The sequence below is a fragment of the Paenibacillus sp. KS-LC4 genome, from assembly GCF_036894955.1.
Lineage (GTDB): Bacteria > Bacillota > Bacilli > Paenibacillales > Paenibacillaceae > Pristimantibacillus.
Genome location: NZ_CP145905.1, coordinates 1,489,129 through 1,503,304, shown reverse-complemented (window position 1 = coordinate 1,503,304; position 14,176 = coordinate 1,489,129). Strand labels below are relative to the sequence as shown.

Annotated in this window: 12 protein-coding genes; all 12 read right to left on the bottom strand. The window is 48.3% G+C overall.

The window, feature by feature from the left end:
- Positions 1-41: 41 nt before the first annotated feature.
- The 12 genes from V5J77_RS06420 to V5J77_RS06365 all read right to left on the bottom strand — a co-directional run bounded on the left by V5J77_RS06420 (position 42) and on the right by V5J77_RS06365 (position 13,850).
- Positions 42-416 (bottom strand): hypothetical protein, encoded by a 375-nt coding sequence (locus tag V5J77_RS06420; RefSeq protein ID WP_338554947.1) that lies wholly within the window; start codon positions 414-416, stop codon positions 42-44.
- A gap of 267 nt (positions 417-683) precedes the next feature.
- Positions 684-1,259, bottom strand: a complete 576-nt coding sequence (locus V5J77_RS06415; RefSeq protein ID WP_338554946.1) for a WHG domain-containing protein — start codon at positions 1,257-1,259, stop codon at positions 684-686.
- Between the two features lie 72 nt (positions 1,260-1,331).
- Positions 1,332-2,054: an MBL fold metallo-hydrolase gene (locus V5J77_RS06410; protein WP_338554945.1), complete on the bottom strand. Its 723-nt coding sequence runs from the start codon at positions 2,052-2,054 to the stop codon at positions 1,332-1,334.
- Between the two features lie 174 nt (positions 2,055-2,228).
- A complete protein-coding gene (locus V5J77_RS06405) occupies positions 2,229-2,885 on the bottom strand; it encodes an SGNH/GDSL hydrolase family protein (RefSeq protein WP_338554944.1) in 657 nt (218 codons plus the stop codon).
- A gap of 26 nt (positions 2,886-2,911) precedes the next feature.
- Complete coding sequence (locus V5J77_RS06400) at positions 2,912-3,769, bottom strand: AraC family transcriptional regulator (RefSeq protein ID WP_338554943.1); 858 nt, start codon at positions 3,767-3,769, stop codon at positions 2,912-2,914.
- Positions 3,732-4,595 carry a sugar phosphate isomerase/epimerase family protein gene (locus V5J77_RS06395; RefSeq protein WP_338556597.1) on the bottom strand — a complete coding sequence of 288 codons (864 nt, stop codon included), beginning with the start codon at positions 4,593-4,595 and terminating at the stop codon, positions 3,732-3,734. The genes V5J77_RS06400 and V5J77_RS06395 overlap by 38 nt, the downstream gene beginning before the upstream one ends.
- Positions 4,596-4,657: 62 nt before the next feature.
- The gene (locus tag V5J77_RS06390; protein WP_338554941.1) at positions 4,658-5,728 is read right to left on the bottom strand and encodes a Gfo/Idh/MocA family oxidoreductase; all 1,071 of its coding nucleotides are present in this window, start codon (positions 5,726-5,728) and stop codon (positions 4,658-4,660) included.
- 39 nt (positions 5,729-5,767) lie between these two features.
- Positions 5,768-6,928, bottom strand: coding sequence for a Gfo/Idh/MocA family oxidoreductase (locus V5J77_RS06385; RefSeq protein WP_338554940.1), 1,161 nt, complete (start codon positions 6,926-6,928; stop codon positions 5,768-5,770).
- Positions 6,929-7,203: 275 nt separating this feature from the next.
- Complete coding sequence (locus tag V5J77_RS06380) at positions 7,204-8,802, bottom strand: extracellular solute-binding protein (protein WP_338554939.1); 1,599 nt, start codon at positions 8,800-8,802, stop codon at positions 7,204-7,206.
- A gap of 85 nt (positions 8,803-8,887) precedes the next feature.
- Complete coding sequence (locus V5J77_RS06375; protein ID WP_338554938.1) at positions 8,888-9,781, bottom strand: carbohydrate ABC transporter permease; 894 nt, start codon at positions 9,779-9,781, stop codon at positions 8,888-8,890.
- A gap of 781 nt (positions 9,782-10,562) precedes the next feature.
- Positions 10,563-11,486: an ABC transporter permease subunit gene (locus V5J77_RS06370; protein WP_338554937.1), complete on the bottom strand. Its 924-nt coding sequence runs from the start codon at positions 11,484-11,486 to the stop codon at positions 10,563-10,565.
- A 342-nt stretch (positions 11,487-11,828) separates the two neighbouring features.
- Entirely contained in the window at positions 11,829-13,850 is a 2,022-nt protein-coding gene (locus V5J77_RS06365) for a beta-galactosidase (RefSeq protein ID WP_338554936.1), read from the bottom strand.
- Positions 13,851-14,176: the final 326 nt, after the last annotated feature.

Here is a 14,176-nt window from a genome sequence, read left to right as displayed (position 1 = left end):
AAGCTCCAGCCGCTATTTGGCTTCGAGCCTTCCCACTTGCCTTATAAGGTTGCGGCGATGAGCGCGAAGCACGCAACGGAAATGCCCGTGTACAGCCATGCGTTCGTTTTGCTGCAGGTTTTGCTAGTCCAAATGCGGTACAAATAAATGATTGTGACAATGACAGAAATAGCCGTAATCCCGCTTAGCAGCAAGCCCACCCAATCTGCTCCCGAGCTGGCCGCCTCATCGTGATGCCTATGCATGCTGCTTTCCATTGCTATACTTCCAGTCAACAGCAGGGGCAGCAGCAAATGAATGCCGTGAATGACAAGAGGAAGCAGCATTCCTCCAATAGACAATAGCGAGCTTCGCGGCAGCTGTTGCTTCGTAATGGACAGCCCTCTCCCTTCTGGAAAAATAGGTTCCTCCCTCATACTTACAATCAGGAAAACCATTTTATGCAAAAGGATTTTTATTTTTTTATTCTTTATTCTCGTGGTTAACAAAAATGGTTTCCAATGAAGCATGTTCAACCTCTATTCGAAATAGGTCTAAATGATAGCGAACTGCTCCAAATAGTTATGGACAATGTCCCTGCACTTGACTGTCTTTTTCGTATGCTTATTGTTATATTGTATAAGGAAGAAAATATTTATTCAGAAACGAGATTAGGTAGACATTCTGCGAATAGAATGAAGATGTTACTCTTCAATACATATTTGTCGAATCCCAGACAAATACGTTTGCAGCACAAGCTGCAAGGATTCATCCAATTGGTAGGGCATACCGAAGCCGCCCTTCTGCTCAATTGAGCTAAATCCATGCAGCAGGCTGCGCCAGCCGCGAACGATATGAATTGCCGTCTCATGCTTTAATTTGTAGCTATCCAGCAAATTAATAATGAGCCCGATCAGTTGCTCGCTAACTGATTTAAATTCAGCATTATCCTGTGATTGAGACGGAACTGTCGCCTCATAAACACCCGGATTCGAGCGGGCAAAAGAAATATAGGCTTTGCTCGCCGCATAAACGGCGTCTTCTCCTGTCAGACCTTCTACCGCCTTATTCATCTGCTCGTTCATTTCGCGCAAGCCATAAATCGCGAGAGCCATCCTCACTCCACCTAATCCGTCTATATGATTGTATAAGGAGGGCGAGCGAATGCCCAGCTTCTGCGAAAGCGATGCCATCGTTACCGCTTCGAGCCCTTGCGTATTAGCAATTTCTGCGGCCGTCCGAACAATCGTCGGTACATCCAAGCCTATTCTTGGCGACATATCATCTTCTCCTTGCTGTTGTGAGATCAGTGTTATTTAATCGGCATTTATAATATCAGTGTGATATTTCCTCTAATGTACCATAGAAACAGCGAGCTTGCGTTCAGCCACTTTGACTGCCTGCTCCATTGCAGCCACAGGGCTGGCAAGCAGATTGCCATGTCCGACTGCCAGCAAGGACGGTTTCAGCGCTAGCAAGCGCTGGGCACTAAGCAGCGACTGCTGCTTATTCCAGGTAGCCCATGCCGGAAATGGAAACAACGGACGCATTTGTCCACTGACCGCAAGGCCGCCACGCCGTTGAAAGGCATCGCCAGCAATTAGCTCTCCACCCCTAGTATCGAGAAAGGCCATGGAACCCGGCGTATGTCCCGGTGCTGCAACCGCCAGCAGTGAGCCGATACGATCACCATCCTGAAGCAGCAAATTCGGCTTCGTGGCTACATTTTTCGGTACGCCGCCTCTAATCGGGGTCGTCGGCTCACTCGGCTCCAAGGAGCGGTCTCCTCGCAGCAATCGCGCGTCCCTCGCCGATATCGCTACGACTGCATTCGGCAGCTGTGCTTTGAGTTTATCTAACGCGCCGATATGATCATCATGCGCATGAGTCAGTACGATACGCACAATCGGCTTGCCGAGCTTGCGTGCTGCCTGCATAATCGCTTCAGCATTATTCGGCAGTGCTGCATCAATCAGCGTCAAGCCGTCCTCTTCTTCGATCAAATAGCAATTTACAGGAAATACATAAGGCAAGTAGGTTAACTGATAAATATGCTGGTGTCTAGTCATTCTCACGATGCATCACTCCTCGTTATTTTGCACGGGTTGCACAAAAACTAATGTAATTAGTTTTATAATAGCTAATGACATTAGTTTTTGCAACATGTTTATTATTTCAGACAACTTATGCAGCATTAAAATCAAAAGAAGCTTATCCGCAGCGGATAAGCTTCCAGGCTTCAGCCTGTTTTATTTCGTCCAATCGAAATCCATTGCCTGCAAAAAAGCTCTCGCCAGCACCATATGGCCTGCTGCCGTCGGATGCACGCGATCCCACGCTAAAGTAGCGGAATAGAGATGGGCCAGCACCTTATTAAATGCCGCCTGTGTATCAATGAACAGACAGCCCGTTTCATCTGCAATACGGCGTACAACAGCGCCATATTCGTCCATTGTGCGGCGCATCGCATCCTGCTCATTGCTCTCCAGAAAGAATGGTGTCATCAGCACGATGCCGCTTTCGGCAATTGGCTTCGCCCTCGCAACCAGCTCGCGCAGCGTCTGCTCGTACTCCTCCAAATAGATATGCCATTCCTTAATGAACGGCGTATCATATTGGCGCCATACGTCATTTATGCCGATCATGATCGAAAGCACGTCCGGCTTCTTATCCGTTACATCCTCCTGCCATCTCGCTTTTAAATCACGAACCGTATGCCCGCTTGTTCCCATGTTCACTACACGAATGCCAAGCTCCGGGTATACCGCTTGCAGCAGCGCATCCACCTGAGCAACGTAACCTTTGCCAAGGGCGCCGAACAGTCCCTCGCCATCCTGCTTGTTTCGGTCGCAATCCGTAATCGAGTCCCCAATAAACAACAGCTTCTGACCACGTTCCAGCTTCATCCTAATCATTCCCCTTATATTCACGATTAGCCTTGCGTCTCGCGCCGCTTGAACTGCTCTGGCGATACACCGACGAATTGTTTGAACATTCTGCTGAAATGGGCCAGATGCTTAAAACCAAGACGATAGCAAGCTTCTGTTACCGTGACGGACGGCTCCATCAAAAAGATGATTTTCGCCTCATTAATCCGTCTTCGATATACGTAGTGAAACACCGTTACACCCGTCACATCCTTAAACAGCCTGGCGATATACGACTTGCTTAGATGAAGCCTTTCCTCTAGCTGATCCATATGCAAATCGTCCGTATAGCTGTGCTCCAGCAAGGAGATGATGCGCTGCACCGTCTGTTCCTTTTCCGTAGAAAACTCTTGCCGTTCCCTCAGCGGCTGCTCGCATAAACCAAAAATAAAATACAATAAATCAACGAAGGCAAGCAACAGACGATTGCTGCCTATCGCATCTCCCCGCTGCTGATGCACCTGCATTAGAGCCAGAAGCCGCTCAGCCTCTTCCTTATGCTCGCCTCTGAGCCGCAGGCGATGATTTCGCAGCTCCTCAAACGGCTCCATCACATTAAGTGCCTGCGGCAGCTCCAGCAGCGGACGCAGCAGCGAAGGCTCGAAATGAACAATCGAACGCACATAAGGAACCGATGGGTCGATTTTGGCGCAATGCAGCGTCATGCCAAACAATATCATCAAATCGCCCGGCTGCATATGATAAATTTGATCGCCTATCAAATAGTTGCATTTTCCTTCATGAAAATAATAAACCTCATAATAGGTATGCGAATGAAAAATAGGCTCCAGCGGTGTTTGGATTTGATAGCTGAAATCAATCATTTTAGCTGCTGGACTGTAGTCCGTTAATATATCGGACAAAATGACGCAGCATGTCTGGCGACTCCGCAAATTCCTTGCTGAAATCTTCGATGCCGAGATAGCCGTCGTAGCCGACAGCCTGCAAATCCTCAATGATTTGCTTCCATGGCACGATCCCTTTAGCTAGTCCCGTCCAGTCCGCCTTCCAGTTAATGCTGCCATCTGTTTCCTCTGGGCCAGCCTGCCAGCTCGCATTTTTCACATGCACATGTGCCAAATATGGACCTAGCAGCTCTAGTCCCATCCGATAGTTTTCAAAGCCTTCGTAAACCATGTTGCCGGGATCGTAGAGTACGCCAATACAGTCCGGGTCCAGCCCTTCGCATAGCCGATAAGCCGCGGAGGCGCTTGCCGCAATCGTCTGATGATGGGTCTCGACTAAGCCTTTAACGCCATACTTACGGCACAGCTCCTCCGTTTGCTTCAAATACGTCCGTGCCAGCGTGAACAGCTCGCCGAACGGCCTCGTGCGGTCATAAAACGGAACACCTACCCGGATAAAGGAAGCACCGACCCGCTTCGCCGCTTTCAGCACCTGCTCGGTAGTCTCCAAATCGCCAGCGGTAAGATATGGCGTCAGGCTAAGCGAGATCAGTCCATGATCAGCCGCCGCCTTTCCGAAGCGATCCAGCATTTCATCTCCGCCCGAGGGGAAAATCGTACAGAGGTTGTTACCCCAGAAAGAAGGCTCTTGACTCGCCACAGTCGCATCGGGCGCTTCCTTGTAACGCCATTCTACAGCATGAATTCCTGCCTCATGCGCCGCTGCCGCCAGCTCCTCGGGGCCCAGCTCGGGTGTTGCTACCGTAAATACAGACAATTTCATCATCGATTCACGCTTCTCCCTTCCTCGAACCGTATTGTGCGTTTACTCCCTCCGCTCTTTCCCTACTCGACCCGGACAGCCTGCAATTGCGCCTGCAAGCTAAGCTCTGCCGCTTTAAACGTATGCGCCTGCGTCATCGCTAGCTCCGTGCCATTCAAGCAATCAAGAATAAGCGCTCCAAAATATGGGAAGCCTACCTTGTCCTTCACATCAATTTTTTGCTCGCCTTCTCCATTCACGAGGAACAAATGATCGCTGCCGCCTCTCGTCAAATCGACATATTTGCGCAGCTCGATATAGCCTTCTGTGCCGAGAATAATCGTCCGCCCATCTCCCCAAGTAGACAAGCCATCCGGTGTAAACCAGTCCACGCGAGAATAATGCGTAGCCCCATTGTCCCCAATCATCGTAACGTCACCAAAGTCCTCAAGCTCTGGGTATTGCTTATTATTGTAATTCGCTATTTTGCTGGATTGCACCGTCGCATCCTTGCAGCCTGCGAAATATAGAAACTGTTCAATTTGATGGCTGGCAAGATCACAAATAATGCCGCCGTACTGCTCCTTATTGAAGAACCAATCAGGCCGAGCTGCTGCATTCAAACGATGCGGTCCGAGGCCTAATACATTCAGCACACGGCCAATAGCCCCGTCCTTCACGAGCTGCCCGGCGAATTCTGCGGATTCCACATGAAGGCGCTCGCTGTAATAAACGGCGTAAATTTTGCCTGTAGCCGCCGTTACTTTACGCGCCTCAGCCAACTGCTCAAGCGTCGTAAACGGTGCTTTGTCGGTAAAATAATGCTTGCCATGCTGCATAACCTCGACGCCAAGCGGGCCGCGTAAATTCGTAACCGCCGCTGCTGCAACGAGCACCACTTCCGCATCCTGCAAAATTTGCTGCTTCGATTCCGCCGGGCGGACCTCAGGATAGGTGCGCACAAATGCTTCTACCTTCTTCGGGTCTGGATCATAAACCCACTTGAGTGTGCCCCCCGCCTCCCGAAGACCATTGCACATGCCATAAATATGTCCATGATCCAGCGACAAGGCCGCGAATACAAATTCTCCCTCATTAACTACTGGCTTTGCCTTGCCTTTCGGGGCATAATTCATTCCATTTGCTGTTGACATAAAATATTGCCTCCCTCTCGCTTGCTTATAAGTTAGTTGTTAGTGGGTGCCTTTAACATCCAGCGTCTCATAACTGTTCATATCTTTATTCTTATCCGAATTGCGTATTCGCTCCTGAAGCTTTTCATAAAATAAATCCTCGTTAATCGGAAGATCGACCCATCCATCGGTCCAAGTGGAAAGCAGCATGGCATTGGACAGCTCCAGTCCCTTAATGCCCTCTTCGCCAGGAGCAAGCAGTGGCGTGCCGTGCAAAATCGCATTTACCCAATCCTGAGTAATGCTCATGTGATTGCCGCCATCGCTGACCGGAATTTCAAATTTCCAGCATTCCGGCTGGCCAAAGCCGCCTTTAAAGTTAGCATTAAATTCGGTTTCAGACACGCGCAGCCGCCAGAACGTCATTTTGTCATTTTCAATAACGATTTTGCCTCGTTCACCGGAAATCTCAAAACGATTTGTACCCGGTGATTCAAAGGTCGAGGTGACAAATACACCCGTTGCTCCATTTTCATATTCCACATAAGCCGTCACATCGTTCTCCACTTCTATGTCGCGATGTTTTCCAAAGGAGCAAAAAGCACGTACGCGCTTCGGCATCATTCCTGTCGTCCACTGCCACAAATCAAGCTGATGCGGGTCCTGGTTCAGCAGTACGCCGCCACCTTCTCCAGCCCACGTTGCACGCCAGCCGCCGGAATCATAATAGCTCTGCGAGCGGTACCAGTTCGTAATAATCCAGTTCGTGCGGCGAACTTCCCCAAGCTCCCCGGATGTAATCAAATCACGAAGCTTCGCATACAGCGGATTCGTGCGTTGATTGTACATAATGCCGAATACTTTATTGCTGCGCGCTGCCGCTTCATTCATCTCGCGAACCTGCTTTGTATAAACGCCAGCAGGCTTTTCAATTAATACATGCAGCCCAGCCTTCAGCGCTGCGGCTGCCTGCTGCGGATGATCATAATGCGGTGTGCAGATGAACACCGCATCCACCTCGCCTGAGCTGAATAGCTCCTCTGCCGTCGAATACAGCTTTAGTTCTGCGCCCCACTCCTGAGCTGCCTGCTCTAAACGTTCGGGCCGTACATCTGTAACCGCCGCAAGCACGGCGCCCTCTACTCTTCCTTCAATCAAATAACGGGCGTGTCCCGTTCCCATATTTCCAAGGCCAATTATGCCAATTCTGACTTTTTCCAATGATTAACATCCTCTCTATACCTGTTATAAGAAGGATCACTATAGATACATTGTAGCATAGATTGTTATGTAAGCGCTTGATTAAAAAGGTCGAATATCTGTTCATCATTTAACTGTCATTGTACAACCGAATTCAAATACCTTACGCTATCGACTAGCGTCTGCATCTAAATCCCCTCTCTTATTGCATAAGAAAAGCGGCAGTTATGTCCCTCAGGGACACACCGCCGCTTTTTCACCTATACCGAGAGCTGCCTCAGGCACGGATTTGCCGCTTACTTAATATTTTTTTCTGTTACATAAGCTTGCCATTGTTTCGTGTACTCGGCTTGAATTTTCTCAAGTCCAGCTTGCTTCGCTTTGTCCATGAATGTTTTCAAGCCTTCCTCGATATTGTCTACGAGACCAGCTTGCAGCGGGAACAAATATTGCTTCTCCACTTGCTCAAGTGCTGCTCTCTCAGCTTGGTAAGTGCTGTAATCTTCAGCAAAGCCGTTAAATTTATCTGGAACCTGGATTTTATCCAACTCGTCGAAGATCGCTTTTACGCCGTCATAGTTTTTGTCAAACAGCATGAACTCTGGATTTCTCCATGCCCAGCCATTCATTCCTTCACGAGCAAAGCCGTTGGAGCTTGCATCGCCGATCATTTGGTAGTAGCCATCTTTCACTTCATAGTTTTTGCCTTCAACACCATATTGAGTCAACAGGTTGTAGCGTTTGTCGGTAACCATTTTTTCATAGAATGCCAGTGCACGCTCTGCGTTTTTGCTGCTTGTTGGAATCGCATAGCCGTTGTGGATAGCATGTACTGGTGTTGCAATGCCTGTTGTAAGCGGGAATGGGTAGTATTTCAGCTCCCAATCCGGGTGAGCCGCTTGCACTTTAATAACCGAATCATTGAAGCGAGTCGGGTTGTCCCCGAAAATCGTTGCTGCTTTGCCGCTTGTCAGCTGCTCCTGAATAACGTCGTTGATGTTGAGCACGTTTTTCGGGATGTAGCCGTTTTTCTGCCAGCGCTGGATCAGCTCCAAATCCGCTTTTTGCTCATCCGAGCCCCAGTACGTGTAGATGTTGCCTGGCTCAAAGTAGTTCACGCCAAGACCATAAGGCAGCGCGCCAATTGCTTTGTGCTCGATATCGCGAATTTGGTTCACGAGGCTGCCGCGAACGTCTGCGCCAAGTGCGATAGGACGCATGCTCGGTTCATTGGCTTTAATGCCAGCCAAATACTCTTCATACGTTTTCAAGTCTTTAGGCTCAGGAAGGTTGTATTTTTTACGAAGGTCCTCCCGCCATACGAAGCCATTCGTTACATACTCTTTGTACGTTGCCGGAACGGTAAAGATTTGATTGTCGATTTTAACCGCATCCCACATATCCTTTGGCACAAATTCATTCAGCTTCGGCGCAGCTACAGGAAGCAGCTTGTCAAGCGGCTGGAAAGCGCCTTTTTTCGCATAGGACTGGTATTGCGTCCATTCTGCTGTAAAGATCAGGTCAACCTGTTGACCGGAGCCGAGCAGCAATTTATATTTTTGCTCCCAATCGGTCCATGATGTGTAGTTGAATTTGACGGTTGCATTCAAATCCTGAAGCGCCATTTCGTTAATTTTGTCTTGAATGATAGCCAAATCCTTCGGTGCATCGCCTAGCATATAAAATTGCAATTCTACTTTTTTGGAAGTATCAATACCCGTTTTCTCGCCTGCTTGCGCATTGTCTGGTGATGCTGTAGCTGCTCCACCATCTGCTGGACTGCTGGATGCTGCCGTATTTCCGCCACCATTGCCGCTGCTGCAAGCTGCGAGCATGCTCATAAGCAGCATTACGGTGAGAAGCATGACTAAACCTTTGCTCTTTTTCTTCATCATGTGAATCCTCCCTTTTATAAGTTGAACCTATTTATGTTAGCTGTACCCCAGTTGCAAGCTTGCCGCTATACACTCTGGTACAGTTCTAACCTTTGACAGCCCCAATCGTCAAGCCTTTTACAAAATAACGCTGAACGAATGGGTAGAGGAACAAAATCGGGCCCGTTACAATAATCGCCATCGCCATCTTGGTCGATTCCATCGGCATGTCGCCACCGAGTGAAACGCCTGTGCCTGCTCCCATCTGTGACAGGAAGCTCATCGCATTGATGATGTTGTAGAGATAATATTGAAGCTGGTACATCGTCGTGTCATTAATGAACAGCGAGGATGTGAACCAGTCATTCCAGTAAGCCAGCGCCAGGAATAGACCGACGGTAGCGATGCCTGGCATCGATAATTGCAGCACGATACGAGCGTAGATTGTAAAATCATTCGCGCCGTCAATTTTAGCGGATTCCGTCACCTCATCGGGAACGGCGGAACGGATGAAATTTTTCATCAATATAATGAGAAACGGCGTCATAAGACCTGGTAGAATGAGCACTGCGTACGTATCGGTGAGCTGCAAATATTTCGTCAGCATAATGTACCACGGTACAAGGCCGCCACCAAACAGCGTCGTGAAATAAATGAAGAAGGAGAAAAAATTCCGATATTTAAAATCTTTGCGCTGCAGGACGTAACCGGCCATCGTAATGAAAAACAGACCGAGAAAGGTACCGACAACTGTCGTTATAATCGTTACGGTGTAGGCATTGATGACCTGCTGCGGGAATCGCAGTACCGTTTTGTAGCCTTCGAGTGAAAATACCTGCGGGATCAAATGATACCCGTCGCGCAGAATTGATTCGTTCTGAGTGAACGAAGCTGAGACAATGAGCAGAAACGGAAACAAGCAAGCGATTGATGCGAGCAAAATAACTGTGAAAGCTATAATGCGGAACAGCAGCATATAGCTGTCGTCTTTGATTTTCATAAAGTAACCTCCATGTTCACTTTGTGTCGGTGATTAGAATAAGTGCGCGCTTGGTGAGGGTAGGATCGTCGCTGCGTAAAAGGTTTGGCTTACGATCGCCATTGCCCGTGGAAATTTTCAACTCTACCGCCAGCGGTTAATTTCCACGGGCAAAAGCGAACGCGTTCGCTTCTCCAGCTCAAACCTTTTACTCCGCTCTGCCCTCTTCACCAACACCCTTCTTCTAAAACACGAACCACAAAGATCGAATTCATACAGCAGAAAACAATTGATTTGACGCTTATAACTGCTTACATCTCTGTGTTTAGGGCTTCTTCGCCCATATGCTTAAGTACTTGCTTAATCACGAGCCTGTACACGAAGGCAAGGGCACTGCCTCTCAAAGGTATAACGCAAATGCAAATGCGACAAAGCATTTGTTACTGGGCTTGCTCTTGGCTCTTAAGGTGCGGCGCAAGTTCGACTGCGCTAATGAGTTGCTTCTTGGTTTTGGCTCTTGGTTTTGATTCTTAGCTCCTGGCTCTTAGCTCTTGGCTCTTAGCTCTTGGCTCTTGAACTAAGAGGTACAGCGCGAGTGTGTAAGCAACTAAGCTGCTTTTTCCTCCCTCCTAGGAGGGAGATGAAAAAGGCGCAGTGGAATGGAAAGGTTGAGCTGGAGAAGCGTGAGCGTTCGCTTTTACCCTTGAATTTCCCCCTTATGGGGAGAATTAAAGAAATTCAAGGGTAATGGCGATCGGAAGCCAAGCTTTTCATGCAACGCAGCCTCTTTTTCATCGCGCTCCTAAAACAATGCGTATTCGTCGTTTATTTTGCGAATAATATAGTTGACCGTCATAATCAGAATGAAACCGAACAACGATTGGTAAAGACCCGCAGCAGTCGACATCCCAATATCAAACGTAACTTTCAGCGAACGGTACACATACGTATCGAGAATGTCCGTCGCATCATAGAGCACGCCGTTGTTGCCAATTAATTGATAGAACAAGTCAAACTGTCCTTTCATTATGCTGCCGAGAGCGAACAGCAGCAGGACGACGAATGTCGTTTTCAGCATGGGAACCGTAATGTACCAAATGCGCTGAAAAATGTTCGCGCCGTCAATTTTAGCCGCTTCATAATATTCATCGCTGATGCCTGTAATAGCAGCCAGATAGATAACCATGCTGTAACCGAGGTTTTTCCATAGATAGAACAAAATAATGAGCGGCACCCACACCCAAGGGGTATTGTATACGTCAACTGGCTCGATGCTGAGCTGCTTGAGCAGCGTGTTCAAGAATCCGCTTTCATAGTTGAACAAGTTGTACACGATAACGCTCAGGATAACGAACGATACGAAATAAGGCAAAAACATAACGGATTGGGTTAGCTTCTTGAACCATTTTGTTTTTAGCTCGCTCAGCAGAATAGCCAGCGCGATGGCGAGCACATTGCCAAGACCGATGAAGGCTATATTGTAGCCAATCGTATTTAAGGTCAGTTTAGTCAAAATGCCGGATTGCCATAAAAACTTGAAGTTTTCCAGCCCAACGAATTCACTATTGAATAAGCTCGTATTATAATCGAACCTCGTGAAAGCGTAATAGATGCCGACCATCGGTAAGTATGAATTGATGATGAAAAATAAAATCGTCGGCAGCAGCATGAGAAATAAAATGCGGTTGGTGATCAGCTCGTGAAAAAAACCTCTTCTGGTATTCATGCAGGCTATGTCTCCCCCTTCAGCTTTGCTTTTTCTTGTTTTCATTTAGTACGACGCTAGCTGCAATTGCCCTCATGCTCACTTGCTTAGCTTTTTGGCAACAGCAGATAGCTGCGTCGTTCGTTGTGCCCTAAGTGTATAGCAGGCTCGAACCGCTCAGCTAGAGCAACATCAGGCAATTAGTGAAAAATACTGCGAATACCGGGGTGAACGAATTGCACCTCTATGCATTTTTCAGCTTTTCATAGGCCGTCCACTAACGCTGGAAAGTGAGAAAAACATAGAGAAAAAGCCGCTTTTCCCAGTGTGAACAGGAAAACGGCTCTTTTATAAAAACCTTGCCTATGTCGAGATTTGAAAAATCATGACGCCAAAAGGCTCAATCGTTACGGCTCCAGTTAAGCGCTCACTGGTCAGCAAATCGGTGTATGCTCCTTCTCCTAGCTCAAGCTTGGATGCAAAAGAATTATGATTTAGTACGAAGGTGTACGCTTCTGCCCCTTTATGACGCTGTGCAATCTCCACTCCGGCCTCTGCAACAAGTGGTGCATGAATGCCTTGCTTCTCGCAAAGCGTCTTCACCAGACCATTAAGCAGCCTCTGCTCCGGAACCGTCGCCACGTAATAGGCTTCGCCTTTCCCATAGCGATTGACGGTTAGCGCTGGCATGCCTGCATAAAAATCAGAGCCATAGCTGCCTATCGCCTTAGCACCTTCTAAATGAAGCAAATCACATAACAGCTCACACTCATAGGAGCCCCCTGTTATATGGCCAAAATGCTCACCCACTTCGACGGTATTGCGCATTTCTGGCGTCAAGCTGTCGATTTCCTCAACCCAGACGCCAAGCAGCTTTCTTAAAGCGCCCGGATAGCCGCCTAGCGTGACCAAATCATTTTCATTGACGATACCGCTGAAAAAGGTCGTTATAAACGTGCCGCCAGCCTGCACGAACGCTTCAATGCGCTCAGCTACGCCTGGCTTCAGCATATACATGACGGGAGCAACTACGATCTTGTACTTGGAGAAGTCGCTGAGCGGGCTGATGACGTCCATTTGAATGTTTTGGTCATAGAAAGCCTTATAATAGCGCTGCGCCTGATCCAAATAGTTCAAGTCAACGCTTGGACCGCTCGTGATCTCAACCGCATTCCAGTTGTCGATATCAAACAGCAGCGCGGCTTCCGCATGTACCGTGGCATCCAGCAGCTTGTCGCCCAGCGCCGCAAGCTCCTGCCCAAGCTGCGCACATTCGCGGAATACGCGTGTATGCTCATGCCCGACGTGCTCAATGAGCGCGCCATGATATTTCTCGCAAGCGCCAATCGAGCGGCGCAGCTGGAAAAACATCACCGTGTCGGCGCCATGCGCCACCGCCTGATAGCTCCACAGCCGCATAACTCCCGGGCGCTTGAGGCTGTTGTAGGGCTGCCAGTTTTGCTGGCTTGGCGTTTGCTCCATCAGCATGAACGGCTTGCCCTGCTTCAGGCCCCGCATATAATCATGGCGCATCGCCACATTGCCCATCGGCTCATTCATTTGCGGATAGCTGTCCCAGGATACGACATCCATCGCATCGCCCCATTTTTGCAAGTCAAGGCCGTTAAACAGTCCCCAAATATTCGTCGTAATCGGCAAATCCGGGGTAATTCTCCTCAGTTCTTCATACTCCCCTTTGTAGCAGTCAAGTATCGAATCGGACATAAAACGCTTATAATCGAGCGCCATCGGCTGAAAATGGCGATTGTCGCCGTTCAGATTGTTCGGCGGCACAATATCCTCCCAATCATACACCGTATGGCCCCAGAAGCTCATGTTCCACTCTGCGTTCAAGCGTTCAATTGTCCCGAACTTCGCCTGCAGCCAGACACGGAAAGCCTCCGCGCAATGCTCGCAATAGCAATGTGTGCCATACTCATTGTTAATATGCCAAATGAGAAGCGCGGGATGCTCTTTGTAGCGCTCAGCCAGCTTCGCTGCAAGAGCACGGGAGAATCGGCGGTACGTTTTGCTGTTTGGACAAAAATTAGTGCGGGAGCCATGCGTCCGCTTCCGTCCATCTACATCAACAGGCAAAATATCCTCATACTTGCGCGACATCCAAGCAGGCTGAGCAGCCGTAGAGGTGGCAAGGCAGGCGTAAATCCCATTTTCAGCAATGAGATCCAGCAGCTTATCCAGCCATTCAAAGTGATAGACATCCTCTGAAGGCTGTAGCTTCGCCCAGCTAAACACCGGAAGCGTTACGACATTAATGCCCGCAGCCTTAAATAAACGCATATCCTCCTGCCAAATCTCCTCCGGCCATTGATCAGGATTATAGTCACCGCCATACCATATTTTTGGAAGCTTGGAATGAATCATTTTGTCACTTTCCCTTCGACTTATCCATATTGCACTGCGAATTCGAGGAAAAGTCTAAAGGAAAGCAATAGGTTTGTCATCTGAACGTATTGGTTTTGCCAAAAAGTTCACTCCTGTGCAGTATGTTCACAACGTTCAAAGCAAGAGCGTTCAATTTTATGCATAGAATACATTGTAAGGTTGGCGAAGTGAAGTTTATAATATGAGCATAAGATTTGCCAGAGCTAAGGTGAACAAACCGACATATACGCATGTGCAAGTTACCGTTTGCAAAATCATTTTAGAAACTAAATAAACGTAAGCGCTTACTAAAAAGAGGGGGACAG